This is a genomic window from Microbacterium sp. Marseille-Q6965 (assembly GCF_946151065.1).
In the GTDB taxonomy this organism is placed as follows: Bacteria; Actinomycetota; Actinomycetes; order Actinomycetales; family Microbacteriaceae; genus Microbacterium.
Genome location: NZ_CAMGZA010000002.1, coordinates 125,846 through 151,113 on the forward strand (window position 1 = coordinate 125,846; position 25,268 = coordinate 151,113).

General features: G+C 69.9%; 27 protein-coding genes and 1 tRNA gene. 15 read left to right on the top strand and 13 right to left on the bottom strand.

The window, feature by feature from the left end:
* The first annotated feature begins 39 nt into the window (after positions 1-39).
* From N8N77_RS07060 to rplA, 6 genes are all read left to right on the top strand, one after another.
* Entirely contained in the window at positions 40-1,497 is a 1,458-nt protein-coding gene (locus N8N77_RS07060; RefSeq protein WP_261165807.1) for an NAD-dependent succinate-semialdehyde dehydrogenase, read from the top strand.
* A 182-nt stretch (positions 1,498-1,679) separates the two neighbouring features.
* Positions 1,680-1,752: transfer RNA gene (locus N8N77_RS07065), tRNA-Trp, on the top strand.
* Between the two features lie 35 nt (positions 1,753-1,787).
* On the top strand, positions 1,788-2,045 hold the full coding sequence (gene secE / locus N8N77_RS07070) for a preprotein translocase subunit SecE (RefSeq protein WP_261165809.1): 258 nt from the start codon (positions 1,788-1,790) through the stop codon (positions 2,043-2,045).
* Between the two features lie 29 nt (positions 2,046-2,074).
* Entirely contained in the window at positions 2,075-3,043 is a 969-nt protein-coding gene (nusG, locus tag N8N77_RS07075) for a transcription termination/antitermination protein NusG (protein ID WP_261165810.1), read from the top strand.
* 176 nt (positions 3,044-3,219) lie between these two features.
* A complete protein-coding gene (gene rplK, locus N8N77_RS07080) occupies positions 3,220-3,651 on the top strand; it encodes a 50S ribosomal protein L11 (protein ID WP_261165812.1) in 432 nt (143 codons plus the stop codon).
* Between the two features lie 14 nt (positions 3,652-3,665).
* Positions 3,666-4,358, top strand: coding sequence for a 50S ribosomal protein L1 (rplA, locus tag N8N77_RS07085; protein ID WP_261165814.1), 693 nt, complete (start codon positions 3,666-3,668; stop codon positions 4,356-4,358).
* Between the two features lie 91 nt (positions 4,359-4,449).
* Here rplA and N8N77_RS07090 read toward each other — a convergent pair whose 3' ends face one another.
* Positions 4,450-5,109, bottom strand: a complete 660-nt coding sequence (locus tag N8N77_RS07090; protein WP_261165816.1) for a LysE/ArgO family amino acid transporter — start codon at positions 5,107-5,109, stop codon at positions 4,450-4,452.
* A gap of 84 nt (positions 5,110-5,193) precedes the next feature.
* On the opposite strand from N8N77_RS07090, the gene N8N77_RS07095 reads away from it, so the two are divergent.
* Positions 5,194-6,063 (top strand): ArgP/LysG family DNA-binding transcriptional regulator, encoded by an 870-nt coding sequence (locus N8N77_RS07095; RefSeq protein ID WP_261165817.1) that lies wholly within the window; start codon positions 5,194-5,196, stop codon positions 6,061-6,063.
* On the opposite strand, the gene N8N77_RS07100 is transcribed toward N8N77_RS07095, so the two are convergent.
* The 4 genes from N8N77_RS07100 to N8N77_RS07115 form a co-directional block, all read right to left on the bottom strand.
* On the bottom strand, positions 6,060-7,088 hold the full coding sequence (locus N8N77_RS07100) for an NADP-dependent oxidoreductase (protein WP_261165819.1): 1,029 nt from the start codon (positions 7,086-7,088) through the stop codon (positions 6,060-6,062). The two genes, N8N77_RS07095 and N8N77_RS07100, sit on opposite strands and share 4 nt — an antisense overlap.
* Positions 7,089-7,213: 125 nt before the next feature.
* Positions 7,214-7,717, bottom strand: a complete 504-nt coding sequence (locus N8N77_RS07105; protein WP_261165820.1) for a MarR family winged helix-turn-helix transcriptional regulator — start codon at positions 7,715-7,717, stop codon at positions 7,214-7,216.
* The gene (locus N8N77_RS07110) at positions 7,714-9,465 is read right to left on the bottom strand and encodes an MDR family MFS transporter (RefSeq protein ID WP_261165822.1); all 1,752 of its coding nucleotides are present in this window, start codon (positions 9,463-9,465) and stop codon (positions 7,714-7,716) included. Before N8N77_RS07110 ends, N8N77_RS07105 begins: the two co-directional genes overlap by 4 nt.
* Before the next feature lie 247 nt (positions 9,466-9,712).
* The gene (locus N8N77_RS07115; protein ID WP_261165824.1) at positions 9,713-10,396 is read right to left on the bottom strand and encodes a YqaJ viral recombinase family protein; all 684 of its coding nucleotides are present in this window, start codon (positions 10,394-10,396) and stop codon (positions 9,713-9,715) included.
* Between the two features lie 147 nt (positions 10,397-10,543).
* Here N8N77_RS07115 and N8N77_RS07120 point away from each other — a divergent pair, with 147 nt between their 5' ends.
* Positions 10,544-11,563 (top strand): NAD(P)-dependent alcohol dehydrogenase, encoded by a 1,020-nt coding sequence (locus N8N77_RS07120; protein WP_261165826.1) that lies wholly within the window; start codon positions 10,544-10,546, stop codon positions 11,561-11,563.
* Here the strand turns inward: N8N77_RS07120 and N8N77_RS07125 are convergent.
* The 5 genes from N8N77_RS07125 to N8N77_RS07145 all read right to left on the bottom strand — a co-directional run bounded on the left by N8N77_RS07125 (position 11,541) and on the right by N8N77_RS07145 (position 16,516).
* Positions 11,541-12,245: an HAD-IA family hydrolase gene (locus N8N77_RS07125; RefSeq protein ID WP_261165828.1), complete on the bottom strand. Its 705-nt coding sequence runs from the start codon at positions 12,243-12,245 to the stop codon at positions 11,541-11,543. The genes N8N77_RS07120 and N8N77_RS07125 overlap by 23 nt on opposite strands.
* Positions 12,242-13,315: an NAD(P)-dependent alcohol dehydrogenase gene (locus N8N77_RS07130; RefSeq protein WP_261165830.1), complete on the bottom strand. Its 1,074-nt coding sequence runs from the start codon at positions 13,313-13,315 to the stop codon at positions 12,242-12,244. Before N8N77_RS07130 ends, N8N77_RS07125 begins: the two co-directional genes overlap by 4 nt.
* Before the next feature lie 27 nt (positions 13,316-13,342).
* Positions 13,343-14,224: a carbohydrate ABC transporter permease gene (locus N8N77_RS07135; RefSeq protein ID WP_261165832.1), complete on the bottom strand. Its 882-nt coding sequence runs from the start codon at positions 14,222-14,224 to the stop codon at positions 13,343-13,345.
* Positions 14,221-15,078, bottom strand: a complete 858-nt coding sequence (locus tag N8N77_RS07140; RefSeq protein ID WP_261165834.1) for a carbohydrate ABC transporter permease — start codon at positions 15,076-15,078, stop codon at positions 14,221-14,223. The genes N8N77_RS07135 and N8N77_RS07140 overlap by 4 nt, the downstream gene beginning before the upstream one ends.
* Positions 15,079-15,145: 67 nt before the next feature.
* A complete protein-coding gene (locus N8N77_RS07145) occupies positions 15,146-16,516 on the bottom strand; it encodes a sugar ABC transporter substrate-binding protein (protein ID WP_261165836.1) in 1,371 nt (456 codons plus the stop codon).
* A 111-nt stretch (positions 16,517-16,627) separates the two neighbouring features.
* Between N8N77_RS07145 and N8N77_RS07150 the strand changes: the two genes are divergently transcribed.
* The 6 genes from N8N77_RS07150 (at position 16,628) to N8N77_RS07175 (ending at position 22,592) form a co-directional block, all read left to right on the top strand.
* Positions 16,628-17,560 carry a sugar-binding transcriptional regulator gene (locus N8N77_RS07150; RefSeq protein ID WP_261165838.1) on the top strand — a complete coding sequence of 311 codons (933 nt, stop codon included), beginning with the start codon at positions 16,628-16,630 and terminating at the stop codon, positions 17,558-17,560.
* A 298-nt stretch (positions 17,561-17,858) separates the two neighbouring features.
* Positions 17,859-18,374: a 50S ribosomal protein L10 gene (rplJ, locus tag N8N77_RS07155; protein WP_261165839.1), complete on the top strand. Its 516-nt coding sequence runs from the start codon at positions 17,859-17,861 to the stop codon at positions 18,372-18,374.
* A gap of 51 nt (positions 18,375-18,425) precedes the next feature.
* Complete coding sequence (gene rplL, locus N8N77_RS07160; protein ID WP_261165840.1) at positions 18,426-18,815, top strand: 50S ribosomal protein L7/L12; 390 nt, start codon at positions 18,426-18,428, stop codon at positions 18,813-18,815.
* Positions 18,816-19,052: 237 nt separating this feature from the next.
* Positions 19,053-20,348, top strand: coding sequence for an ABC transporter substrate-binding protein (locus tag N8N77_RS07165; protein ID WP_261165841.1), 1,296 nt, complete (start codon positions 19,053-19,055; stop codon positions 20,346-20,348).
* Between the two features lie 7 nt (positions 20,349-20,355).
* The gene (locus N8N77_RS07170; RefSeq protein ID WP_261165843.1) at positions 20,356-21,708 is read left to right on the top strand and encodes a carbohydrate ABC transporter permease; all 1,353 of its coding nucleotides are present in this window, start codon (positions 20,356-20,358) and stop codon (positions 21,706-21,708) included.
* Positions 21,705-22,592: a carbohydrate ABC transporter permease gene (locus N8N77_RS07175; RefSeq protein ID WP_261165845.1), complete on the top strand. Its 888-nt coding sequence runs from the start codon at positions 21,705-21,707 to the stop codon at positions 22,590-22,592. The genes N8N77_RS07170 and N8N77_RS07175 overlap by 4 nt, the downstream gene beginning before the upstream one ends.
* Positions 22,593-22,709: 117 nt before the next feature.
* Here the strand turns inward: N8N77_RS07175 and N8N77_RS07180 are convergent, their stop codons facing one another.
* The 3 genes from N8N77_RS07180 to N8N77_RS07190 all read right to left on the bottom strand — a co-directional run bounded on the left by N8N77_RS07180 (position 22,710) and on the right by N8N77_RS07190 (position 24,617).
* Entirely contained in the window at positions 22,710-23,369 is a 660-nt protein-coding gene (locus tag N8N77_RS07180) for a DUF305 domain-containing protein (protein ID WP_261165846.1), read from the bottom strand.
* A 3-nt stretch (positions 23,370-23,372) separates the two neighbouring features.
* Positions 23,373-24,083: a DUF3105 domain-containing protein gene (locus tag N8N77_RS07185; RefSeq protein WP_261165847.1), complete on the bottom strand. Its 711-nt coding sequence runs from the start codon at positions 24,081-24,083 to the stop codon at positions 23,373-23,375.
* A 66-nt stretch (positions 24,084-24,149) separates the two neighbouring features.
* Positions 24,150-24,617: an Lrp/AsnC family transcriptional regulator gene (locus N8N77_RS07190; protein ID WP_261165848.1), complete on the bottom strand. Its 468-nt coding sequence runs from the start codon at positions 24,615-24,617 to the stop codon at positions 24,150-24,152.
* Positions 24,618-24,739: 122 nt separating this feature from the next.
* Here N8N77_RS07190 and N8N77_RS07195 point away from each other — a divergent pair, with 122 nt between their 5' ends.
* Positions 24,740-25,192, top strand: coding sequence for a DUF2000 domain-containing protein (locus tag N8N77_RS07195; protein WP_261165849.1), 453 nt, complete (start codon positions 24,740-24,742; stop codon positions 25,190-25,192).
* Positions 25,193-25,268 lie beyond the last annotated feature (76 nt).

Consider the following 25,268-nt stretch of genomic DNA (forward strand, 5'->3'; position numbering starts at 1 on the left):
GGGCCGCGGAGCGCAGCCGCAGACGGAAGGAGCGAGCACATGGACGAGAAGGCGCTGATCGAATCCATCCCGAAGGGGCTGTTCATCGGGGGAGAGTGGGTCGACGCGACCGGCGGTGGCACGCTCCAGGTGCGCGATCCCGCCACGAACGATGTCGTGGCGCGCATCGCCGACGCGACGGCGGAGGACGCGACCGCTGCGCTCGACGCGGCCGTGGCGGCACAGGAGGAGTGGGCGGCCACGCCGCCGCGGCGGCGCAGCGAGATCCTGCGCCGTGCGTGGGAGCTGGTGCAGGAGCGCAAGGAGGACCTGGCGCTCGTCATGACCATCGAGATGGGCAAGCCGTTCGCGGAGTCGCTCGGCGAGGTCGCCTACGGCGGCGAGTTCCTGCGCTGGTTCAGCGAGGAGGCCGTACGCATCACCGGCCGCTACGGGCTCAACCCCGAGGGCACGGGGCGCATCGTCGTGTCGCAGCGCCCCGTCGGCCCCTGCTTCTTCATCACCCCGTGGAACTTCCCGCTCGCGATGGCCACGCGCAAGATCGCGCCGGCGCTCGCGGCGGGATGCACGTGCGTCATCAAGCCGGCGCAGCTGACCCCGCTCACGACGATGCTCTTCGTCACGCTTCTCGAGGAGGCGGGCGTGCCCCGGGGCGTCGTGAACGTCGTCACGTCGTCCTCATCCAGCCGGGTCTCCGAGCCGATCATCTCCGACCCGCGCCTGCGCAAGCTCTCCTTCACCGGCTCGACGGCGGTGGGAAAGAAGCTGATCGCCCAGGCCGCCGACAACGTGCTGCGCGTCTCGATGGAGCTGGGCGGCAACGCGCCGTTCGTGGTCTTCGAGGATGCCGACCTCGACCGGGCGGTGGACGGCGCCCTGACAGCGAAGTTCCGCAACATCGGCCAGGCCTGCACGGCGGCCAACCGGATCATCGTGCACGAGGACATCGCGGAGGCGTTCACCGACCGGGTGGCCGAGAAGGTCGCGCAGATGCGGATCGGCCGCGGCACGGAGGAGGGGGTGCAGATCGGCCCGCTCATCGACGAGGACGCCGTGGCGAAGGCCGACGAGCTCGTGCGGGACGCCGTGGACCGTGGGGCGACGCTGGTCCGCGGCGGCCGGCGCATGGAGGGCTCCGGCACCTTCTACGAACCGACCGTGCTGTCGGGGCTTGCCCGCGACGCGCGCATCATGTCCGAGGAGATCTTCGGGCCGGTCTTCGCGGTCGCGACCTTCGCGACCGAGGACGAGGCCGTGGCGCTGGCGAACGACACCGAGTACGGCCTGGTGTCGTACGTGTACACGCAGGATCTCGCGCGCGGGCACCGCATGATCGATCGCCTCGAGACGGGCATGATGGGCCTGAACGTCGGCGTCATCTCGAACGCGGCAGCGCCGTTCGGCGGTGTCAAGCAGTCGGGCATGGGCCGTGAGGGCGGGTTCGAGGGGATCCACGAATTCCTCTCGCCCAAGTACACGCTGCTGCCCGCCGACTGAGGCCGCGCGGGCGCGAGACCCCGACACCGGCGGCGCCGCCGCCGGCCGGCGCGACGCGCCCGGCGGACGCCGCCGGATTCGTGGGGTCCAGAACGATGCCGTACACTGGTCGCAGCAGTTGTCTGCATTCTTTCGGCATGCCCGAAGGGGTCTGGACGACACCCGAGGATCCCGGATCCTCTAGGGCGGTAGCTCAATTGGCAGAGCAGCGGTCTCCAAAACCGCAGGTTGCAGGTTCGATTCCTGTCCGCCCTGCGCGTCAGCGTCAGCTGGCTCACGAAAGGTAGCGAATGGCCAAGGATGTTTCGGGCGACATCGTCGCGGCGAACGGCGCGACCGAGAAGAAGCCCGGCTTCTTCGGGCGGATCCTGATCTTCTTCCGCCAGGTCATCGCCGAGCTCCGCAAGGTCGTCACGCCGACCCGATCCGAACTGCTGAAGTTCACGGCCGTCGTGCTCGGATTCGTCGTGGTCATGATGGGTCTCGTGTACGGGCTCGACATCGTGTTCTCGTGGGTCGCGACCGTCGTGTTCGGCGTGCCGAGCTGATCCGACGCACGAACGGAAGAGAAGAGCACGTGTCTGAGAAACACTTCGACGACGTCGACCTCGCGACCGCCGCAGAGCAGTCGAGCGAGGACGACGAGGCGCAGGACGGCAACGTCCTCGCGGCGGACCAGCTCGCCAGCGAGGCGGCCGAGCGCGGCGCCATGCACATCGACGGCGACGAGGACGACACGGACGACGACATCGACATCGACGACCCGGAGGCGGACGCGATCGTGAATGACGCACTGAACATCGACGAGACGGCCGAGGCGGAGGCCGCCGCGGAGGTGCTGTCCGACGACGCCGCCGAGAACGGCGAGCTGACCGACACCGCGACCGACGCGAACGAGCAGGGCGGCGCGGACAGCGACGACCCGTACGCCGACTTCCGCGCCGAGCTGCGCTCGCTGCCCGGCAAGTGGTACGTCATCCACTCCTACGCGGGCTTCGAGCGCAAGGTGAAGGCCAACATCGAGCAGCGCAAGTCGACGCTCGAGGTCGAGGACGACATCTACCAGGTCGAGGTCCCCATGGAGGACGTCGTCGAGATCAAGAACGGCCAGCGCAAGATGGTCACGCGCGTGCGCATCCCGGGCTACGTGCTCGTGCGCATGGAGCTCAACGAGGACACCTGGTCGGTCGTGCGGCACACCCCCGGTGTCACCGGCTTCGTGGGCAACGCGCACAACCCGACCCCGCTGCGCTTCGAAGAGGCGTTCAACATGCTCAAGCCGCTCGCCGAGATCAAGGAGGCCGAGAAGGCCGCCGCGGCCGGCAAGTCGGCCGCGAAGACCGGTGCGGCACCGCGCGTCATCCCCGCCGAGGTCGACTTCGAGGTGGGCGAGACCATCACGATCAAGGAGGGCTCGTTCGCGGGTCTGCCCGGCACGATCAGCGAGATCAACGCCGCGAGCGGCAAGCTCACCGTGCTCGTCTCGCTCTTCGAGCGCGAGACGCCCGTGGAGCTGTCGTTCGACCAGGTCAGCAAGATGCTCTGACGATCCCCACGGATCGCTTCCGAGAGCCGCTCCCGTCGGGGGCGGCTCTCGGGCGTCTCTGGTAGGATCATCTGGTTTGCGCCTTGTCCGCGCGAACACCACCACCGCGCTCGGGATGGCTCTCGCGTGCGGGAGAGCGGATGCATCCGGCATCCACTCGACGAAAGGAATGTGCAATGGCACCGAAGAAGAAGGTCTCGGGGCTCATCAAGCTCCAGATCCAGGCCGGGGCTGCCAACCCGGCCCCGCCGATCGGCCCGGCCCTGGGTCAGCACGGCGTGAACATCATGGAGTTCTGCAAGGCGTACAACGCGGCGACCGAGTCGCAGCGCGGCAACGTCATCCCCGTGGAGATCACCGTCTACGAGGACCGCAGCTTCACGTTCGTCCTGAAGACGCCGCCGGCCGCTGAGCTGATCAAGAAGGCCGCGGGCATCAAGAGCGGTTCGGCCACGCCCCACACGGTGAAGGTCGCCAAGCTCACGAAGGCCCAGGTCGAGGAGATCGCCAAGACCAAGCAGCCCGACCTGAACGCGAACGACCTCGAGGCTGCCTCGAAGATCATCGCCGGCACCGCCCGTTCCATGGGCATCACGGTCGAGGACTGAGGGGGATCACGAACATGGCTACCAAGTCCAAGGCTTACATCGCCGCCGCCGAGAAGATCGAGCACGGCAAGTACTACACGCCGGCCGAGGCCGTCGCGCTCGCGAAGGAGACCGGCTCGAAGAAGTTCGACGCGACCATCGAGGTCGCGCTGAAGCTCTCGGTCGACCCCCGCAAGGCCGACCAGATGGTGCGCGGCACCGTCATGCTGCCGCACGGCACGGGTAAGACCGCCCGCGTCATCGTGTTCGCCAACGGCCCCGCGGCCGAGGCTGCGATCGCGGCGGGCGCCGACGAGGTCGGCGGCGCCGAGCTCATCGAGCGGGTCGCCGGCGGCTGGACCGACTTCGACGCCGCGGTCGCGGTGCCGGAGCTCATGGGTCAGGTCGGTCGTCTGGGTAAGGTGCTGGGCCCGCGCGGTCTCATGCCGAACCCCAAGACGGGCACCGTCACTCCGAACCCGGCCAAGGCCGTCGAGGAGATCAAGGGCGGAAAGATCGAGTTCCGCGTCGACAAGCACGCGAACATCCACTTCATCGTCGGCAAGGCGTCGTTCGCGCCGGAGCAGCTCGAGGCCAACATCTCGGCCGCTCTGGAGGAGATCGTCCGCCTGAAGCCGTCGAGCGCCAAGGGTCAGTACATCCAGAAGGGCTCGGTGTCGACCACGTTCGGCCCCGGCATCCCGCTGGACGTCAAGGCGATCGCGTAACGCAGTCCCCAGGAACGGGCCCCGTCTTCGGACGGGGCCCGTTTTGCGTGGGGCCCCTCCTGCCGAAACCCATCGCCCGCGCGAAGGGGGATCAGCCGATGGCGAGGCGGATCGCGAGGCCGAGCATGACGACGGCGATGATCGTGTCGAGGATGCGCCACGCCCGCGGGGTGCGCAGATAGCGCCCGAGCAGCGTGGCGGCGACGGCGAGGGTTGCGAACCAGATGGTCGACCCGGTGATGGCGCCGGCCGTGAAGACCCAGCGGGCCTCGCCGAAGGTGTTCGCGATCGAGCCGAGCATGGCCGTGTCCAGCCAGAGGTGAGGATTGAGCCACGTCATGGCGGCGCAGGTGAGCAGGGCCGCCGCGAGCGTTCCCCGGCGCTGCCGCGTGAGCACCGCCGCGCCGCCGGGCCCGGCGGGAGCCGGCGGCTCCGCGGCGTCGGGCGCTGCCTCGAGCACCTCGCCGCTCGGGCGCCACGCGCGCCGCGCTGCGAGGGCGCCGTAGCAGGCGAGGAACACCACGCCCGCCCACCTGGCCGCCTCGAGCACCCAGGGTGCGTGGGAGGCCACGTACCCGACGGCGCCCGTGGCCGCGCCGATGAAGATCAGGTCGCTGACGATGCAGAACAGGGTGAGCGCCACGATGTGCTCGCGCTTGGCGGCCTGCCGCAGCAGGAAGGCGTTCTGGGCGCCGATGGCCACGATGAGCGAGAGTCCGATGCCGAGACCGGAGAAGAACGCGGGGAGCACGCTCCCACGTTAGGTCGCGGTCGTCACGAAGACCAGTTCACGATCCTTCACCAGATGAAGCTGCACTTTATGTACGCTCGGCCCATGCGGATCGCCCCGGAACTCGCCGAGACCGTCGCCGCGGTCGTCGATGCGGGCAGCCTCGAGTACGCGGCCATCGACCTCGGCATCTCGCCCTCGGCGGTCAGCCAGCGACTGCGTGCCCTCGAATCCGAGCTCGGCCGCGTGCTCGTCGTGCGCTCGCGCCCCGTGCGGGCCACGGCCGCGGGCGAGGCCGTCGTGCGACTCGCGCGGCAGTACGCCATCCTGCAGCACGACGCCGCTCGGGAACTCGGCCTGGAGGGGGCGCGCGTGCGACTGCCCCTGGCCGTCAACGCCGACTCGCTCGCCACGTGGATCCTGGAGCCGCTCGCGCGCTTCGCCGCCGATCATCCCGTCGACGTCGAGCTGCTGCGGGACGACCAGGACGCGACGGCGGGCATGCTCGCCTCCGGCACGGCGATCGGCGCCGTCACCTCGCAGGACGAGCCCGTGGCGGGGTGCACCGTGGTGCCGCTGGGCGTGATGCGCTACTTCGCATGCGCCACGCCGGCCTACGTGTCGCGGTGGCTGCCCGACGGCGCCACCGCCGCAGCGCTGGCGGAGGCGCCGGTGCTGGAGTTCGACCGACGCGACGAGCTGCAGGGGCGCTGGCTCGCCGCGAGGGGAGTGGACCACACCCGCACCCCGCGGCATTACATCCCCGGCTCGCAGGATTTCGTCAGCGCCGTGGCTGCCGGCATGGGGTGGGGTCTCGTGCCCGAGCAGATGGCGCGCCCGGGCCTGGTGCGCATCCGGAAGGAGGCGGCCGTCGTGCCCCTGTACTGGCAACGCCGCCATCTGCGCTCGCCCCTGCTCGAACAGCTCGACGCGGTGCTCGTGGCGGCCGCGGGGGACGCGCTGACCGCGGCCTAGCCCTGGGCGACCTGCAGCACGAGCTTGCCCCGGGTGCGGCCCTCCTCGAGGCGGCGGTGGGCCGCCGCGATGTCCTCGAGCGGGAAGATCTCCTCCACGTACGCCTGCACGGACCCCGACTCGAGCAGCCGGGCGATGGTGCCCAGCGCCACGCCGTCGGGCACGACCTTGAACGACGTCGCCCGGACGCCCGCCGACGCGGCCTCCTCGGCGAACCCTGGCCACGAGCCGGTGGGCACCGAGACGAGCAGGCCGCCCCGACGCAGTACCGCCAGGGAACGCGAGCCGGTGCGCGCCGAGACATTGCCCACGAGGTCGATCACGACGTCGACCGCGCCCACGACCTCCTCGAACCGGGTGCTGGTGTAGTCGACGACGACGGCCGCGCCCAGCTCGCGCAGCCATGAGGCGTTGCGCCCCGACGCCGTCGCCGTCACGTGCGCGCCGAAGTAGGAGGCGAACTGGACGGCGAAGTGCCCCACCCCGCCCGCGGCGGCGTGGATGAGGATCCGCTGGCCCTCGTGGGCGTGCGCGACCTCGACGATCAGCTGCCAGGCCGTCAGCGCCGCCAGCGGCACGCCCGCCGCCTCGGCGTGCGACAGCGAGGCCGGCTTGTGCGCCACGGCGGTCGACGGCGCGACGACGTACTCGGCGTGGCTGCCACCCGTGCGAGGTGCCGCGGCCATGCCGAAGACCGGGGTGCCGGGCGCGAGCGGATGCGCCTCGTACGGCGAGCGCACGACCACGCCCGAGAAGTCGAAGCCCGGGACCGCGGGCCATGAGGCGATGCCGCCGGAGACGCCCCTTCCGGCGCGGGTCTTCGCGTCGATGGGGTTCAGCCCCGCCGCGATCACGCGCACGAGCACCTCGTTCATGACGGGAACCGGCGTGGGGACGCGATCCAGCCGCAGCACCTCGGCTTCTCCCGGTGCGTCGAAGACGACGGCTCGCATCGTGTCGGGCGTCTCGGGCACGGGCTCGCTGGCAAGCGCCGTGCTGCCCGAACGCAACGGCCGGAATCTCATGGGTGGCACCCCCTCCTGCGCGTTCGGCGCGTCCTCGCGCCGATGCGCCCAGTCAACCGGATCCGTGAGTCGCCGGTGTTTCCGAGAGGAAACAGCCTCCGCGCGAGGGCGCCTCCGGCGCTCGGTCACTCGTCGGCGGGCCCGCCGGGGGCGCCCTGCACGAGGGTGTGCAGGAGATCGGCCAGCCGCTCCACGTCGGCGACGGGCCATCGGCGCAGCTCGCGCAACAGGCCGTACTCCCGGGGCCCGCGCACCTCCTCGAGACGCGCCTTGGCAGCGGGCGTGGCCTCGAGGAGCTGGGCGCGCCGGTCGTGCGGGTCGGGGGAGCGGACGACCAGCTCGCGTTCCTCGAGGATGGCGATGAGCCGGCTGAGCTGGCTCTTGTCGACCATCATCCGTTCCGTCAGCTCGGAGGCCTTCACGGGGCCATGGCGGACGATGGTGGTGAACACCTTGTACGCCCCGGGGAGGAGCCCGGGGGAGAGCAGCTCGGCATTGCGCATCACGATGCGCTGGAAGCGCTGCGCGATCTCCGAGAACTCCCCCTCGACGCGGCGGATCGCGGCATCGCGCGCGTCGTCATCCCCACCCGCCGTGGGCGCTTCGTCCGCGTCCCGCGCCTCGCTCATCGCCGCTCGCCCTCCGACCCGCGTCCCTCGCCGTCCTGATCCTCCGCGGGCAGGGGGATCGCGCCCGTGGCCGCCAGCGAGACCTGACTCACGCTCGCCAGCATCGGGTGCTCATCCTCCGCCGTCAAATCGGCGCGCTCGGGGGTGGGCGTCGCGTCGTCGTCGGCGGCCTTCTGCGCAGCCGCCTTCTCGGCCCGCAGGCGCTCGACGGTCGTCTGGCGCGTGAGCGGCTTGTTGGGCAGGAAGCAGATGGCGATCAGGCTCAGGAGGGCGAGCGGGATGGCCACGACGAACGCGTGCGAGATCGCCTGCGCCGACACGTCCTCGATGAGGGTGGCGATCCCCTCGGGCAGCGTCCGGGTGGCCGGCAGGGCGCCCGAGGTCAGCTCCTCGGCGATCGCCACGCCCTCGGGGCCGAGCTTCTGCACCTCGGCGGCCACCTCGGCCGCGCGGTCGGTGAGCTGCTGCGTCATGCTTGCGGCGAGCACGGAGCCCATCACGGCCGTGCCCACCGTGCCGCCGACCGAGCGGAAGAAGTTGACGCCGGAGCTGGCGACGCCGATCTTGTGCGGGTCTGTCGTGTTCTGCACGACGAGGACGAGGTTCTGCATCGTCATGCCGGTGCCGGCACCCACGAGGAACATGAAGACGCCGACGAGCCAGAGGGGCGTGTCGTAGCGGAGCGTGGACATGAGCGCCGAGCCGATGGTGAGCAGGACCGCGCCGACGACGAGGAAGCTCTTCCACTTGCCGAAGCGGGTGACGAGGTTCCCGACGATCGTCGACGATCCGAGCATGCCGATCGCCATCGGGAGCGTGAGCAGGCCGGCCTGCGTCGGTCCGAAGCCGCGGGAGATCTGCATGTACTGGCCGAGGTAGACGCTCATGCCGAACATCGACACGCCGATCGCGATCGAGGCCAGCACCGAGAGGGTGAACGTCGGGTTGCGGAAGAGGTCCATGGGGATGAGCGGTTCGGCGACCCGCAGCTCCGTGACGACGAACAGGATCGCCGCCGCGAGGCCGATCGACACCATGGTGTAGGTCTGCCAGCTGTTCCAGCCGTAGTCCGAGACGTTCGTGATCCACACGAGCAGGAACCCGGCGGCGACGCTGAGCAGCATGATGCCGAGGTAGTCGATGCGCACCGCGCGCGCCTCGCGGGGCTCGATCCGCAGCGTCTTCGTGATCACGATGAAGGCGAGCACGCCGAGGGGCACGCCGACGAAGAAGTTCCACCGCCAGCCGACGGTGTCGGTGAGCAGACCGCCGAGCAGGGGGCCACCGACGGTGCCGACCGCCATGACGCCGGCGAACAGGCCCATGTAGCGGCCGCGCTCGCGCGGGCTGATGATGTCGGCCATCAGGATCTGGCTGAGCGACTGCATGCCGCCGCCGCCGATGCCCTGAAGGGCGCGGAACGCGATGAGCATCTCGGCGTTGGGCGTGAAGCCGGCCCCGACGCTCGAGAGCACGAAGATCGACAGCGCGATGAGCATGAGCGTCTTGCGGTTGACGAGGTCGGCGAGCTTGCCCCAGATGGGCGTGGAGATCGCCGTGGTGAGCATCGTCATGGTGACGACCCACGTGTACTGGGTCTGCGTGCCCCCGAGGTCGGGGATGATCACCGGCATCGACGTGCCGACGACGGTCATCGTCATCATCGAGCAGAACATCGCCAGCAGCAGGCCGGAGAGGGCCTCGAGCACCTGACGATGCGACATGCGGGTGGGGGTGGACGCGGTCATGCGGGCCTTTCGCGAGAGATCCGATCGAGCACGACCTCGTCGTCGCGCGGAAGTTGCTAAACGTCAACCATATGCGAATGGTTGACGATCCGCAACCATCGGCGCGCGGCGCATCGGACGCGCCGGGCATCGGGGCGCGCGGCGGCGCGCCGGGCGGCGGCCGGGACTCGGGCAGCGGCAGGTGGACGAGGATGATGCCCGCCACGCCGTCGCGAGGGCGCCGGAAGACCCGGGCGCCCGGAGGCGGTCAGTCGGCGAGGGCGAGGGCGCGGTACGCCGAGCGCGAGGCGGCACGGTGCAGCGCTTCCTCGCGAGGGGTGAGGGCGCGTCGACGCGGCACCTCGTTGCCTGTGGTGCGGCGGTAGAGCTCGTCGATCAGCGCGGTCGCCAGGCGCACGAGCCGGCGGATCTCCACCTCGTCGCGGTCGATCCACACGCACTTGGGCTCGTCGTGCAGCGGGGCGAAGTCACGGTGCTCCTCCCACGCGAACAGCGTGCGCTCCGCACCCAGCACGTGCTGCTGCCACCAGACCTGGCGCAGGTAGGTGCGCGGAATGGTCCGCCACGACTTGTTCGTCGTCTTGATCTCGGCCAGCGTGATCCGCCCCGACGCGTCCTGCGCGATGCCGTCCGGCGTGGCGAGGTGGCGCTTCTCGAGCTCGGCGTGGAAGAGCGCGCTCGACGGCTGGATGCCGTGCGTGGCCGCAACCCACGCCGCGATCTCGGGCTCACGGCGCCGGCCGTGATCCGTGTACGCGTTGCCCCCGAAGCGCGACCCCAAGCCGAGCTTCGCGTCCGCCGCCCTCAGGATCGAGGCCTCTCCCGTCAGCTGCGCCACGTCGGTCGCGGTGATGCCGCCGGCGCGTGCCCGCAGCCAGCCGACCCTGTCGCGGGAGTCCGCGACGATCCGGGCCTGCAGTTCGGGAGACATCCCCTCGACCCTAACCCCCGGCGCCGACGGCGACCTGCGTCCACGCCGGGGAACGGCGTGGGCGTCGAGCGCGCATCTGAGCAGCCGCGCGCGGGTTCGGGGCGCGCGCGGTAACGTCGCCGATGTCGACAACGAAGGAGTGTCTCGATGACGAACCTGGCCGCGGTCATGCCCGAACTCGAACGGATCGAGGTGCGCGACGTCGGGGAGCCGGAGCTGGGACCGCGCGACGCGATCGTCCGCATCGACGCGGTCGGCGTGTGCGGCTCGGACACCGCCTACTTCACCGTCGGATACATCGGCGACTGGAAGGTCGACGGCCCCCTCGTGCTCGGTCACGAGTGCGCCGGGGAGGTGGTGGCGGTCGGGTCGGACGTGACCCGTGTGGCCGTCGGCGACCGCGTCGCGATCGAACCGGGTAAGCCGTGCCGCGACTGTGCCGATTGCACAGCCGGCAACTACCACCTCTGCGCGCGGCTGGAGTTCTTCGCCACCCCGCCCTACGACGGCGCGCTCGTCCAGCGCGTGGCGATCGATGAGCGACAGCTCTTTCCCATCCCGCAGGGGGTGACCCTCGACCAGGCGGCGATGTGCGAGCCGCTCTCGGTCGGCATCTGGGCCTGCCAACGCGCCGGCCTGCGACCCGGCGACAGCGTCCGCGTGACCGGCGCCGGCCCCGTGGGCATCCTGGCGGCGCAGGTCGCCCGGGCGGAGGGCGCGTCGCGCGTCATCGTGAGCGACGTGAGCGAGTTCCGACTGGCTGTGGCGGAGCGCCTCGGCTTCGAGACCGAGCGCGTGGGTGAGGTGCCGGAGGGGCCGGGCCACGAGGACGCCGACGTGCTGCTGGAATGCTCGGGTGCGCCCGACGCGCTCGCCGCCGGACTGTGGCGGCTGCGCAACGGCGGGCGCGCCGCCATGGTGGGGATGCCGAAGCAGAGCGTGGAGCTGCCGCTGTCACGGCTGAACGTGAAGGAGATCTCGATCTCCCTCGTGAACCGCTACGCCCACACGTGGCCGACGGCGATCGCGCTCGTCGCATCCGGGCGGGTCGATGTCGATGCGATCATCACGCATCACTTCACCCTGGACGAGACCGCCCGCGCGCTCATGATCGGCCGCGAGGACCCGAACGCGCTGAAGGCCATCATCCACCCGAACCAGGGGTGAGACGAGCACGCAGGCCGTGCTCGTCGTGGGCGAAGCGCACGGCCCGCAGGGAATCGACGACGGCGTCGGCGAACGGCTCCAGCTGCGCGCGTGATTCGGTGCCGACCACGCCGATCGCGATGGCTCCCGCCGCCCGCGCGGAGGCGACGCCCGCGGCGGTGTCCTCGAATGCCAGCACCGCGCCGGGCGACCCGGTCGCCGCGCGCAGGAGAGCCATGCCCCGCGCATAGGGGGCCGGGTCGGGCTTGCCGCGCTCCACGTCGTCGCCCGTGACGAGGACGGCGGGGGCGAGGAGGCGGGCGGCGCCCAGGCGCGCCTCGGCCACCGGTCGGGCCGCGGACGTGACGATGCCCCAGGCGGAGGCGGGGAGCTGTCGCAGCAGCGTCGCGACCCCGGGCAGCATCTCGATGCGCTGCCCGGGGCGCGACTCCACCTCGCGCAGCCGACGCTCGGCGGCGGCACGACGCTCGGGCGGGATGCCGAGCGCCTCGATGAGGACGGCGGCGCGAAGCCCGTGCTGGTCGGGGCCCGGGCCGGAAACGCCCAGTTCCCGAGCCCAGAGCCGCCAGGCGTCCTCGACGGCGGGGATCGAGTCGATCAGCGTCCCGTCCAGGTCGAACAGCACTCCGGAGATGTCGATCCAGCCGTCGTCGCCCCGGCCTCTCGGCGTGTCCGGCGTCACCTCGTCGCCGCGAGGCCCGGGAGCACCATGGTCTTGATGGCGGTCGGGTCGGTCTTGGCCTTGAGCAGCGCCTCCTCGACGTCGGCGAGCCCGTAGCGGCCGGTCACCAGGGGCTCCACCGAGACGGCGCCGGACGCGATGAGCGCGATCGCCGTCGGCCACGTGTTGACGTAGCGGAAGGTGCCGGTCAGCGCGATCTCGCGCTGCTGCAGCATCGCGACGGGCATCTCGAGCGTGTCCACACCCATGCCGACGAGCACGGCTCGCCCGCCGCGGCGGATCGCCGGCAGCGCCTGCAGGATCGCCCGGCCGTTGCCCGAGGCGTCGATGAAGACGTCGAAGTGCTCGTCGAACTCCGCGAAGTCGTGGCTGGTCGGATCGACGACGCGCGTGGCGCCATGGGCGAGGGCGAACGCGCGGCGATCGGCCACGGGGTCGCTGACGACCACCTCCGTCGCCCCGAAGGCGCGGGCGACCTGCGCGTTGAGCACGCCGATCGGTCCCGCACCGGCGATGAGCACCCGGCTGGCCGTGGTCACCTGACCCTTGCGGTTGGCGTGCACCGCCACCGACACCGGCTCGGCCATCGCGCCCTGCTCGAAGGTCATCGCATCCGGGATCGCGTGGGCGAAGTCGTCGTCGATCAGCTCGTAGTCCGCGAACGAGCCGTCGCACGGCCAGGCGCCGTAGAACTCGACGTTGCGGCACAGGTGGTAGTCGCCGGCCTTGCAGAACTCGCACCGGCGGCAGACCGTCTGGGGCTCCACGGACACGCGCGTGCCGACTCGCGCGGGGTCGACGCCCTCGCCGACCGCGACGATCACGCCGGCGGATTCGTGCCCGAGCACGACGGGACCCTCGGCGACGAGGTCGCCGATGTGGCCCGTCTCGTAGAAGTGGGTGTCGGATCCGCAGACGCCGACGGCCTCGACCTTGACCACGACCTGGCCGGGGCCGGGCGTCGGGGTGGGGACCTGTCGCAGTTCGATCCTGCGCGGCTCGGTGAGGACGGAGGCCGTCATCGACTCGGGGAGGGCGGTGGTCAGCGGTGCGGGAGCGGAGGTTGTCATGGTTGTCCTTTGCGAGAAGGTGAGCGCTCAGCCCTTGACGGTGCCGGCGGTGAGGCCGCCGACGATCCAGCGCAGGGAGAAGATCGCGAAGAGGATGCCGGGGATGATCGAGACGATCGTGGCGGCGGCCATCGGGCCCCATTCGATCGACTGGTATCCGACGTACTGCTGCAGGCCGGTGGTGATCGTCTGCGTGGTGCGCCCGGACAGGACGAGGGGAAGGGTGTAGTTGTTCCACGCCCAGATGAACGAGAGCATGAGGCTCGCCCCCAGCCCGGGCGCGATGAGACGGAACAGCACGTGCCGGAACGCGGTCCAGCGGGTGCCGCCGTCCACCGCGACCGCCTCTTCGAGCTCGCCTGGCAGGTCCTCGATGAACGAGCGCAGCATCCAGACGAGCATCGGAAGCGTGACGATCTGGTAGGCGATGATGAGCCCGAGATAGCTGTTCGCCAGGCCCGTCTGCTGGAAGATCAGGTACAGGGGCAGGATGACGAGCAGCTCGGGCGCGAAGCGAAGCGAGAGGATGCCGAACGCGACGTTCTCGCGGCCCCGGAACCGGAACCGTGCGAGGCCGTATGCCGTCGGCAGGCCGATCACGAGGGTGACGACGAGCGACCCGAGCGTGACGATGATCGAGTTGACGAACGGCTGCAGGAACGCCGGCCCGCTGAAGACCTCGATGTAGTTCTGGAAGGTCGGCGCGAAGAAGAACAGCGGCGGGTTCGAGACGATCTGATCCGGTGTCTTGAACGACATCATCAGGATCCAGACGATGGGGGCCAGCGTGAAGACCGTCCAGACGCTCAGCCCGGCGATGACGCCGATGTGCCCCCAGACGCGACGCGAGCGGTGAGTGCTCTTCCCCGTGAACGGGATCGTGACGGTGCGGGTCGTGGTCGCACTCATGCCGAAACCTCCTTGCGGCGTGCCTTGAGCAGCACGTAGGACATGGCGTAGCAGATCACCCAGAGGACGACGAGGACCGTCATCGCGGCCCCGAAGTTGAGGTTGCGGATGCCCTCGAGGTACGCCAGGACGTGCAGGTTCGTCGTGGCGTCGACCGGGCCGCCCTGCGTCGTCGTGTAGATGACGTCGAACATCTTGAGCGAGTCGATGCCGCGGAACGCGATGACGACGACAAGCACCGGCACCGTGAGCGGCAGGGTGATCGAGAAGAAGTGGCGCAGGTTGCTCGCGCCGTCCACGGCGGAAGCCTCGCGCAGTTCCGCGGGGACGCTCTTGAGGCCCGCCTGCATGAGCAGGACGACGAACGGTGTGTAGAGCCAGACATCGATGAGGATGCACGTGAGCAGCGCGGTCTCGGGGCTGTTCAGCCACAGGGGACCGGTGCCGCCCGCCGCCTCGATGAGCCAGTTCACGACGCCGTTCTCGGTGAGCATCACATTCCACATGAGCGCCGCGATGACGGGCGGCATGAGGAGGGGAAGGACGATGAGGACGCGGAAGACCGTGCCGTAGCGGCCGTGGTTGAGGGCGACGGCGATGAGGGTTCCGAGGATCACCTCGATGACCACCGCCGAGACGGAGTACGTCAGCGTGATGGCGATCGCGTGCCATCCCTCGCCGCTGGTGAACAGATCGAGGTAGTTCTCGCCGCCGTTGAACTTCGGCTCGCCCCGCGTGAGCCGGTAGGACGTGAACGACCAGTACACGCCGGTGAGGAACGGGTACAGGATCGCGATGAGCACCGCGAGTCCTGGCAGCACCAGGAGATACGGCAGGTAGGGCTTGTGCTTCATGAGTCGGTCGGCTCCGGGGGTAGGGGGAGAGGCCGGCGGCGGCGAGGATCGCCGCCGCCGGCGCTCATCACTCTTCGATCAGCTGGTCGATCTGCGCTGCCGCGTCGTCCATCGCCTCCTGGACGCTCTTCTGGCCGATCGAGGCGGCCTGCAGCTCGGTCGTCCAGATGTCGCCCACCTCGGGCCACACCGCCGAGGGTGTGTACGCCCACTGCGCGTACTCCGAGAGGATCTCCTGCCAGACCGCGTTGTAGTCGCCCCATTCGGCGGTCGCCTCGGCCATCTCGGGGCCCTCGCCCACCGAGACGCGGGTCGGGTTCATGTTCCCCAGCTCGATCGCGGCCGTGAGCGACTCCTTCGACGAGGCCCACTGGATGAACTGCCACGCGGCGTCCTTGTTCGGCGAGGACGCGTTCATGCCCAGCGACCAGACCCACATGCTGGACCCTCGGCCCTCGGGGCCCTCCGGGGGAAGGGCGTAGCCGACCTTCCCGCCGATCGCGCTCTTCTCGAAGTCGGGCGCCATGTGGTCGGCGTCGATGTAGAACGCCGCGTTGCCCGCGATGAAGTCCTGCTGCGCCTCGTACCACGTGTAGGTGCTGGCCGACTCGGGCGCGTACTGCATGAGCTCCACCCAGTCCTCGGCGGCCGCGACCGCCTCGGGCGAGTTCACCGCCGCCTTGCCGTCGACGATGTCCTTGCCGCCGTGCGCGAGCAGGAAGGTGGAGAACGGGTTGAGCGTGGGGTAGGTCTTGTCGCCGCGGCTCACGAAGCCCGAGATCTCCTTGCCCTCGAACTCGGTCCCGTCGAGCTGCGCGGCCGCGTCGATGAGCTCGTCGATGGTCTGCGGCACCGGGATGCCCGCCGCCTCCAGGATGTCCTTGCGGTAGAAGAGCGAGTAGCCCTCCTCGTTGACGGGGATCGCCCAGAGGCCGCCCTCGCCGGCACCGCCGAACTCGGTCTTGTCCCAGCGCAGCGAGTCGATGAGCGCGGGGTAGAAGTCGTCGAAGTCCCAATCGGGCGAGGTGCGCGTCTCGTCCTCGACCCACGGCTGCAGGTCCTCGATCCAGCCCGCCGACGCGTACTGGTAGTTCATCGGCTGCGAGGTCATGAAGGCGTCGTAGCTGCCCGAGCCCGACTGCAGCTCGGTGAGCAGCTTGACCATGTAGTCGGTCTCGCTGAGGCTCTCGAAGTTGACGTTGATGCCGGTGAGCTCCTCGAACTCCGGGATGCGCTCCTCGATCGCGTTCGCGAACGGGTGCTCGTTCATGAGCAGGTTGATCTCGCTGCCCTCGAAGTTCTTCCAGTCGAACGAGTCGACCTCGCTCTGCGGGCCCTGCGCGGTGCCGCCCGAGCAGCCGGCCGCGAGCGTCGCCGCGGCCAGGATGCCGATCGCAGGAATGGTCCTGCGAGCCCGGCGGGAAGTGGCGGATGTCATGACGTGTCCTCCTTTGGACGGAAATGTTCGTCGTCGAATCGGGCGCGAGGCCCTCCACATGCCGCCGCTCACGCTAGCGACTGCGCACATTGTGGCGAGTAGTATGCACATATGAGCACCTCTCTCGGCGTCGAGCAGCAGATGTTGCACGCCTATGTGGCCCTGGAGAATCTGGGGCGAGGCCGCCCGCTCAACGACATCGCCGAGGAGCTCGGGCTGTCGCGGTTCGCCGTGTCGCGCATGGTGCGCCGCGCCCGCGAGCTGGGTCTGGTGGAGGTGACGGTGCGCACCGACGACCCCCTCGACGTCGATCTGTCGGGTCGCCTCGTCGAGCGGTTCGGGTTGCGATCGGCCTTCGTCGTCCACGCGCCCGTCGGCAGTGCCGAGGCGGTGCGTGACGCGGTGGCCCGCATCGCCGCGCGCTATCTCGAGGAGAACGTGGTGGAGGACGACGTGCTCGGCATCGCGCCCGGGCGCACGCTCGTCGCGGCCTCGCGACTGCTGCAGCGGCTGCCCTGGGTGGACGTCGTGCAGCTCACCGGCGTCGGGGCGGGGCGCATCGAGGACGGCGTCGAGGCGATCACGAACGCGGGCCGCGTGGCGCGCGGCGGCATCCACCCGCTCTATGCCCCGTTCATCACCGACGGGCCTGCCGCTCCGCTGCTGCAGCACCCTGCCGTCCAGCAGACGGTGCGCCGCTTCGACTATGTGACCAAGGCGGTCATGACGATCGGCGGGTGGCCAGGCTCCTCGCTGCTCGCGGATCATCTGCACCAGCTCGGCGAGCGCGATGCGCTCATCGAGCGGGGCGTCGTCGCCGAGGTCGGCGCGGTACTGCTCGATCGCGAGGGTCGCGTCGTCGACGCGCTCGGTGACCGGCTGATCGGGATCTCCGTGGACCGCCTGCGGCGGGTGCCCACGAAGATCGTCGTGGGCGGCGGCGAGGGCAAGGCGGACGCCGTGCGCGCCGTGGTGCGCTCGGGCCTGTGCGACGTGCTCGTGACGGATGTGCAGTCGGCCCAGGTCGCGCTGCGCGACGGGTGAGGGCGCGGCGCCCCCGCCGTGTCGGTGCCTGATGCGGCGGCGAAGCCCCGGTTTGGCCCGGGCGCCCGGGATGCCGTACGATGGACGAAGCCGAAGACCGCCGGTCATCGTCGTGTGCGCGAGTACGCGAGGATCGAAGCACTGCTCAGCAGGGGCCCGCGCAGGTGTCACGAACGATTCTCCTGGATTCCGGGTCACGCTCCGTGCGCTTGCGCCGGAGCGTTTTGTTTTGCCGTGTGGTGGGAAACGGTCGGCGCCCCGCCTCCGCGGAGCGCCTCGTACACATCAAGGAGTGGCCATGGCGCAGAAGGAAGCATCGGTCGCCGAGCTCACGAAGAACTTCGAGGACTCGACCGCCGTTCTGCTCACCGAGTACCGCGGCCTGACGGTTGCCGAGCTCAAGGAGCTCCGCAACAGCATCCGTCAGGACGCGGAATACGCCGTGGTGAAGAACACGCTGACCAAGATCGCCGCCAACAACGCGGGGATCACGGCGCTGGACGACGAGCTCAAGGGCCCGTCCGCCATCGCCTTCGTGCACGGCGACCCCGTCGCCGTCGCCAAGGGTCTGCGCGCCTTCGCCAAGGCACACCCTCTTCTCGTGATCAAGGGCGGCTACTTCGACGGTGCCGCCCTGAGCGCCGAGGAGGTCAGCAAGCTGGCCGACCTCGAGAGCCGTGAAGTCCTGCTGGCCAAGGTCGCCGGCATGATGAAGGCCTCGATGGCGAAGGCTGCCGCCCTCTTCCAGGCGCCGCTGTCGAAGACCGTCCGCACGGTCGAGGCGCTGCGTGAGAAGCAGGAGACCGCCGCGTAACACGCGGCGCGTGATCGACCACACAAACCCCCAACACACAGGAGATACATCATGGCGAAGCTCAGCACCGAGGAGCTGCTCGACGCGTTCAAGGAGCTCACCCTCATCGAGCTCAGCGAGTTCGTGAAGGCCTTCGAGGAGACCTTCGACGTCACGGCTGCGGCTCCGGTCGCGGTTGCGGCTGCGGGCGCCCCCGCCGCCGGTGGCGACGCCCCGGCCGCCGAGGAGAAGGACGAGTTCGACGTCGTCCTCGAGGCCGCCGGCGACAAGAAGATCCAGGTCATCAAGGTCGTCCGCGAGCTCACCTCGCTCGGCCTGGGTGAGGCCAAGGCGCTCGTCGACGGCGCGCCGAAGGCTGTTCTCGAGGGCGCCAACAAGGAGGCCGCTGAGGCCGCCAAGGCGAAGCTCGAGGAGGCCGGCGCCACGGTGGGCCTCAAGTAAGACCCATCTCGTCGCAAGACACCTCACGAAGGCCCCGGGAGCGATCCCGGGGCCTTCGTCGTCCCCGCCGTCCCTGGCCCGCGACCCCCTCCGATGCCTCGCGGGCGGCCGGTACTCATAGACGTCACGGTTCTGTCAAGACGTTGAAGCCCCGCGCGCGGCCGAAGTAGTGTGGCCGCATCGTCCGGGTGCGGGGTCGCCCCGGACCGCGAGAACATCGAAGTCTCAGGGAGCATCATGAGTGCGAACCGAAAGCGCAGGGTCATCTTCGTCGCAGCCGCAGGGGCCGTCGGGCTCACGCTGACCGGCTGCACGGGCGGCGGCGGAGGAGGCGGCGGCGAGTTCGCGGGTGAGGAGCTCAACGTCGTCGCGGCATGGTCGGGTGCCGAGCAGGAGAACTTCGAGGCGGTGCTCGACGAGTTCGAGGCGCAGACCGGCGCCACGGTGAACTACACGAGCTTCGGCGACAACGGGCCCACGTACATCCAGGGCCAGCTGGAGGGCGGCACGCCGCCCAGCGTCGCGGTGATCGGCCAGCCGGCGCTCATGCGTGAGCTGGCCACCAACGGCGACATCATGCCGCTCAGCGACGACACGCTCGCGGCGGTCGAGGAGAACTACGCGCAGGACTGGATCGACCTGGCCACGGTCGACGGGTCGACGTACGGGGTCTGGTTCAAGGCGGCGAACAAGTCGACGGTCTGGTACAACGCCGACATCTACGACGAGGCCGGTGCCACGGAGCCCGAGGACTGGGACGACTGGCTCGAGCAGCTGCAGGTCGTGACCGACGCGGGCTACTCGGGCATCTCGATCGGCGCCGACGTGGGCTGGCCGCTCACGGACTGGTTCGAGAACGCGTACCTGCGCGTCGCCGGCGGCGAGAAGTACGACCAGCTCACCAACCACGAGATCCCGTGGACCGACCCCTCGGTGGCCGAGACGCTCGAGGTGCTCGCCTCGCTCTGGGGCAGCGACGTCGTCCAGCCGGGCGGCGACCAGCGCGACTTCCCGACGAGCGTGACGGAGGTCTTCGGGGCCAGCCCCAACGCCGGCACGGTGTTCGAGGGCGACTTCGTCGCGGGCAACATCGCGGCGGACGGCAACTCGGTGGTGGGTGAGAACGCCCTCTTCTACGACTTCCCGTCGATCAACGGCTCGGAGCCCTCGGTGGTCGCGGGCGGTGACGTCGCCGTCGCCTTCAGCGACGACCCGGCCGTGGACGCGCTGATGCAGTTCCTCGCCAGCCCCGAGGCCGCGGAGGTCTGGGTGCCGAACGGTGGCCTGACCTCGCCGAACCAGAACGTCGACACCTTGCTCTACCCGGACGACATCTCGCGCCAGATCGCCGAGGCGCTGACGGGTGCCGAGACGCTGCGGTTCGACATGTCGGACCTGCTGCCGAGCGCGTTCGGCGGCACCCAGGGGCAGGGCTTCTGGCAGGAGATGATCGCGTTCTATCAGGACCCGAGCGACGTGCAGGGCACCATGGAGCGCCTCGAGGCGGCGGCGGCCTCGGCCTTCGCGGGCTGAGCGCGCCGTGACCGCCGCCACTGCGGGCGCGTCGGTCGCCCCCGCTCCTGCTTCCGAGCCGGAGCGGGGCGGCTGGCGCCGCCTCGCCATCACCGCTGCGTTCCTCTCGCCCGCGCTCGTCTTCCTCGGCGCCTTCGTCGTCTATCCGATCGTCTACACGGTCGTCCGGTCGCTGTTCGACCGGGCGGGCGGGCAGTTCGTGGGGTTCGAGAACTACGTGACGATGTTCACGAACGACACGACGTTCACGGCCATCCGGAACAACGTCCTGTGGGTCATCGTCGCACCGGCCGCGTGCACCATCCTCGGCCTCATCTTCGCGGTGCTCCTGGAGAAGCTGAAGTGGAAGACCGCCTTCCGCCTCATCATCTTCATGCCGATGGCCATCTCGATGCTGGCCGCCGGCGTCATCTTCCGCGGGCTGTTCCAGGAGAACCCCAACCTCGGTGCCGTCAACGCGGCCATCGTCGGGGTGCAGGGCTGGTTCGGCGACGCCGCCAACTACCCCGGCGCGCAGCCGCGCGAGGGCACGGGGATCGTCGCCGACCGCGGCATCATCTCCTCCGAGCAGACGGTGCAGCCGGGCGCCATCCAGAACTTCGCCCTCACCGGCGTGCGTCAGGGCGAGCTGCCCGAGGAGGCGACCGACGCGGTCGCGGTCGAGTCGGCCGGCGACAGCGAGATCTCCGGCACCGTCTTCCTCGACGTCATCCGTGGCGGCGGCGGCACGAACGGAGAGATCGAGGAGGGCAAGAGCGGTCTGCCCGGCATCCGCGTCGATGCGGTCGCTCCCGACGGCTCGATCGCCGGCTTCGCCACGACGGGCGCGGGCGGCGAGTACACCATCGAGGGGCTCACGGCGGGCGAGAGCTACACGGTCGCCCTGCCCGCGGCCAACTTCGACGAGGGCGGCCAGGGGGTGTCGTGGCTCTCGGCGTCGTTCATCAATGCCGTCGTGATCCTGTCGTACATCTGGATCTGGGCCGGCTTCGCGATGGTGATGATCGCCTCGGGGCTGTCGGCGATGGACCGCTCGCTGCAGGAGGCCGCCCGCATGGACGGCGCGAGCGAATGGAAGGTGTTCACGAAGATCACCGTTCCGCTGCTGGCCCCCGTGCTCATCGTCGTGATCGTCACGCTCATCATCAACGTGCTGAAGATCTTCGATCTCGTCTACGTCATTCCGCCTGGAGCCTCGAAACCGGCGGCGAACGTCATCGCGGTCGAGATGTGGACGCAGTCCTTCGGCGGCGGCAACAACCAGGGGCTGGGATCCGCGCTGGCGATCCTGCTGCTGATCCTCGTGCTGCCCTCGATGATCATGAACGTCCGCAGGTTCCGTCAGGAGAAGGCCCGATGACCTCCGCCGAAGCGCTCGGACTCGTCACGAAGAAGAAGACCCCCGCCCAGCGGATCGCCGACGCCCTCGGCAACACGGTGGTCAACATCGTCCTGCTGATCGTCGCGCTGTTCTGGCTCATCCCGAGCATCGGGCTGTTCCTCACGTCGCTGCGTTCGGCGGGCGACAACGCGCAGTCGGGGTGGTGGACGATCTTCACCAAGCCCGCCGAGCTGACCATCCAGAACTACGCCAGCCTGCTGCAGAACCCCGACATCACCGGGTCGATCTGGAACACGATCGTCATCGCGGTGCCCACGACGATCCTCGTCGTGCTCATCGGCTCACTCGCGGGCTACGCGTTCGCGTGGATGCAGTTCCCGGGCCGTGACTGGCTGCTGATCGTCGTGATCGTGCTGCTGGCGGTGCCGATCCAGGTGGCGATCATCCCGCTCGCCCAGCTGTTCGGCGCGCTCGGGATCTTCGGCAGCGTGCTGGGGGTCATCCTCTTCCACACCGCCTTCGGCCTGCCGTTCGCGATCTTCCTCCTGCGCAACTTCTTCACCGAGGTGCCGGGCGAGCTGATCGAAGCGGCGCGGATCGACGGCGCGGGGGAGTGGCGCATCTTCTTCACGGTGATGCTGCCCCTGGCGATGCCGGCCGTGGCCTCGCTGGCGATCTTCCAGTTCCTGTGGACGTGGAACGACATGCTCGTGGCCCTGATCTTCACGAACTCGGAGTCGATGCCGCTCACGGTGGCCATCCAGTCGCAGCTGCGCCAGTTCGGCTCCAACATCGACGTGTTGTCGGCCGGCGCGTTCCTGTCGATGATCGTGCCGCTGATCGTGTTCTTCGCCTTCCAGCGCTACTTCGTGCAGGCGATGCTCGCCGGCTCGCAGAAGTGACGCCCGCGGGGCCCGCCATCCTCCCCGCCACGGGCCGCTCGGCGACCGGAAGACCCTCCTCTTCCGGTCGCTGAGCGCCGCCCTCGGCACGCGGCGACGGATCGGCGGTGCGGGGGATCAGCCGCAGCCGAGGCGGGCCTGCGCCGACCGCAGCGCCTCGATCTCCCGCTGCTGCGTGTCGGCCATGGCCTGGGCCGTCTGCTGCACCCGCGGTACGCGACCCAGCGCGAGCTCGGCGTCGACCATCTCGAGGGCGCCGGTGTGGTGGCGGATCATCAGCTCGGCGAACAGGCAGTCGCCCGCCGCGGTGCCCGCGAGCTCGCGCAGGCGCCCCAGTTCGTCGTCGCTCGCCATGCCCATGGCAGCGCGCAGCTCGTCCTCGGAGGCCGCGGGCGTCACGGCGCCGCCGTGGTCGTGCTCGCTGCCCTGCATCCACGCCATGAGGGGCTCGGTGCCGCGCTGCGGGAGGCCCCATTCGACGAGCCAGCCGTACATCTCGCCGCTCTGGGCCTGCTGACCCGTGGCGATGTCGTACGAGATGACGCGCAGCTCGTCGTCGTTCGTGGCGCGGTACTGGATCAGCGCCATCTCGACGGCCTGCGCGTGGTGCACCTGCATGTCGCGGGCGAAGCCGATGTCGGCATCGTTGGGCGCGGCCACGGCATCGAAGGCGGAGAACCGGCCGGCCGCGAACGCCGCGCCGGCGACGAGGATCAGCGCCAGAGCGACGAGCGGCCACCGCCTGCGGGGCCCGGCGGGGGCGCGCTCGTCGGCCATGCGTCAGACCTTTCCGGGGCCGTCGTACGCGCCGGAGCAGGCGGAGCCCGGCTCGGGCACGTTCTCGCTGCGCCAGTACTCCTCGAAGAAGTCGGCGATCCGCGGGTCGTCGGCCGAGTCGACCTTCAGCTGCGCGTTCCACGCCTGAATCGAGATCGGGGAGTCCATCCCCTCGAAGGGCGACAGGATCGCGTACGTGCGGGGCGTGAGCGCGCGCAGCGCGTCGATCTGGTCGTCGCTGACCTGCTCGGGGTCGTACGTGAGCCACACCGCGCCGTGCTCGAGCGAGTGCGTCGCGTACTCCTCCTCCTGCGGCTCGGTGTAGACGCCGCAGTTCAGCCAGTACGGGTAGTGCTCGCCACCGGCCGAGGGCGTCTGGGCGTACTCGACGTCCGTGCCGACCTCGACGTGTGTCGTGTCGTTCTCGAACGTCTCGACGCCCTCGATCGTCGCGCCCTCGCTGCCGGCGCTGTAGTCGGCGTAGCGCGGTGCGAAGACGTACGACGCGACGATGGCGCCCACCACGGCGAGCACGGCGACCGAACCCACCGCCCACCACACGAGCTTGCCGCGCTGACGCTTCTTGAGGTGCGTCTGATACTCGGCGAGCTTCTCCTGGCGGCGGGCCTCGCGCTGCTGCTTCACGGTGAGCTGCTGCTCGGCCGCGCGCGCGGGATTGCCGCTGGTGCCCCTGGTGCGGTTGTTCGATGCCACGCGCTCAGAATATGCATCCGAAAGTAACGGGAGGCTGGGAAGCCGCCGACGCGCCGCGCGGCCGCCTCAGTCCACGCGCGGCGTGACGATGCGCTTGCGGATGTGCTCGTAGATGACCGAGGTGCGCACATCCGCCACCTCTCGCCGCTGGGTGAGCTCGTCGATGACGAACGCGTAGAGGTCCTCGTTGCTGCCCACGCCGACGTGGATGATGAAGTCCTCGGTGCCGCTCGTGACGAACACGCCCAGCGTCTGCGGCAGCTCGGCCACCCAGTCGCGGAACGCCTCGATGATGGCGCGGGAGGGCGGACGGATCCGCACGGCGACAAGCGCCTGCACGCCGCGACCGATGGTGGGCAGGTCGACGTCGAGCGAAGCGCCTCGGATGATGCCGCGGGTGCGCAGCGACCGCGTGCGGTCCAGCGCGGTGCTGGGCGAGACGCCCACGGCCGCCGCGATGTCGCGGTTGGTGCGCCGTGCATCCGCCTGCAACTCGCGCAGGATCGCCAGATCAAGTGCATCCAGGTCCCTCATCCCGACCATCCTGCCGTACATCGTGCGAGATCGGCGCGCGGCGGTGCGCGATGTGCGTACTGTAGGCCATCTCAGCGTCATACACACGGAGGTCGGCAATGACAAGCGCATCGTCAGTGGCCGTGGGGTTCGCCCCTGAAGAGATCGACACGTCGGCGCCCACCCGGTCGGCGCGCCTGAAGTGGGTCATCGTCATCGACGATGCGGCGCCGCGAGGGCGGGTGCTCAACGCGGTCGCCTGCATCGCGGCGGCCACGAGTCGTCACATCGAGGGGCTGACCGGTCAGCCCGGGCGCGACGCCGACGGTGGCGCACATCCCGGCCTTCCCTGGGCGGGCTGCACGGTGCTGGCAGCGAGTGCCGAGACGCTGCGTGCCCTCCGGGCGAAGGGCGCGGAGCACGCGGAGACGTTCGTTGCCGACATGCCGCTGGCCGCCCAGGAGACCCGCGTCTACGACGAGTACCTCGCCGCGCTGTCCGAGACGCCGGCCGAGGAAGTGGCATATCTCGCCGTCAGCCTCGTCGGGCCGCGCAATCGCATCGACCGACTCGTGGGCCGGCTGCCGATGGCGTGACGGCCGACGCGGGCTCCGGATCCTCGCGTCGGGGACGAGTGCCCGTGCTGCGCGGGGGCGAAGGAGGCAGGATGGG

What these genes read in the sequence shown, in the direction of transcription:
- rplK (WP_261165812.1), top strand. Translation starts at nt 3,220, where the DNA reads ATGGCACCGAAGAAGAAGGTCTCGGGGCTCATCAAGCTCCAGATCCAG.
- N8N77_RS07165 (WP_261165841.1), top strand. Translation starts at nt 19,053, where the DNA reads ATGAGTGCGAACCGAAAGCGCAGGGTCATCTTCGTCGCAGCCGCAGGG.
- N8N77_RS07115 (WP_261165824.1), bottom strand. Translation starts at nt 10,396, where the DNA reads ATGTCTCCCGAACTGCAGGCCCGGATCGTCGCGGACTCCCGCGACAGG.
- N8N77_RS07135 (WP_261165832.1), bottom strand. Translation starts at nt 14,224, where the DNA reads ATGAGTGCGACCACGACCCGCACCGTCACGATCCCGTTCACGGGGAAG.
- N8N77_RS07175 (WP_261165845.1), top strand. Translation starts at nt 21,705, where the DNA reads ATGACCTCCGCCGAAGCGCTCGGACTCGTCACGAAGAAGAAGACCCCC.
- secE (WP_261165809.1), top strand. Translation starts at nt 1,788, where the DNA reads ATGGCCAAGGATGTTTCGGGCGACATCGTCGCGGCGAACGGCGCGACC.
- N8N77_RS07105 (WP_261165820.1), bottom strand. Translation starts at nt 7,717, where the DNA reads ATGAGCGAGGCGCGGGACGCGGACGAAGCGCCCACGGCGGGTGGGGAT.
- N8N77_RS07150 (WP_261165838.1), top strand. Translation starts at nt 16,628, where the DNA reads ATGAGCACCTCTCTCGGCGTCGAGCAGCAGATGTTGCACGCCTATGTG.
- N8N77_RS07180 (WP_261165846.1), bottom strand. Translation starts at nt 23,369, where the DNA reads ATGGCCGACGAGCGCGCCCCCGCCGGGCCCCGCAGGCGGTGGCCGCTC.
- N8N77_RS07140 (WP_261165834.1), bottom strand. Translation starts at nt 15,078, where the DNA reads ATGAAGCACAAGCCCTACCTGCCGTATCTCCTGGTGCTGCCAGGACTC.
- rplL (WP_261165840.1), top strand. Translation starts at nt 18,426, where the DNA reads ATGGCGAAGCTCAGCACCGAGGAGCTGCTCGACGCGTTCAAGGAGCTC.
- N8N77_RS07130 (WP_261165830.1), bottom strand. Translation starts at nt 13,315, where the DNA reads ATGACAACCTCCGCTCCCGCACCGCTGACCACCGCCCTCCCCGAGTCG.
- rplJ (WP_261165839.1), top strand. Translation starts at nt 17,859, where the DNA reads ATGGCGCAGAAGGAAGCATCGGTCGCCGAGCTCACGAAGAACTTCGAG.
- N8N77_RS07100 (WP_261165819.1), bottom strand. Translation starts at nt 7,088, where the DNA reads ATGAGATTCCGGCCGTTGCGTTCGGGCAGCACGGCGCTTGCCAGCGAG.
- N8N77_RS07110 (WP_261165822.1), bottom strand. Translation starts at nt 9,465, where the DNA reads ATGACCGCGTCCACCCCCACCCGCATGTCGCATCGTCAGGTGCTCGAG.
- N8N77_RS07060 (WP_261165807.1), top strand. Translation starts at nt 40, where the DNA reads ATGGACGAGAAGGCGCTGATCGAATCCATCCCGAAGGGGCTGTTCATC.
- rplA (WP_261165814.1), top strand. Translation starts at nt 3,666, where the DNA reads ATGGCTACCAAGTCCAAGGCTTACATCGCCGCCGCCGAGAAGATCGAG.
- N8N77_RS07095 (WP_261165817.1), top strand. Translation starts at nt 5,194, where the DNA reads ATGCGGATCGCCCCGGAACTCGCCGAGACCGTCGCCGCGGTCGTCGAT.
- N8N77_RS07145 (WP_261165836.1), bottom strand. Translation starts at nt 16,516, where the DNA reads ATGACATCCGCCACTTCCCGCCGGGCTCGCAGGACCATTCCTGCGATC.
- N8N77_RS07120 (WP_261165826.1), top strand. Translation starts at nt 10,544, where the DNA reads ATGACGAACCTGGCCGCGGTCATGCCCGAACTCGAACGGATCGAGGTG.
- N8N77_RS07190 (WP_261165848.1), bottom strand. Translation starts at nt 24,617, where the DNA reads ATGAGGGACCTGGATGCACTTGATCTGGCGATCCTGCGCGAGTTGCAG.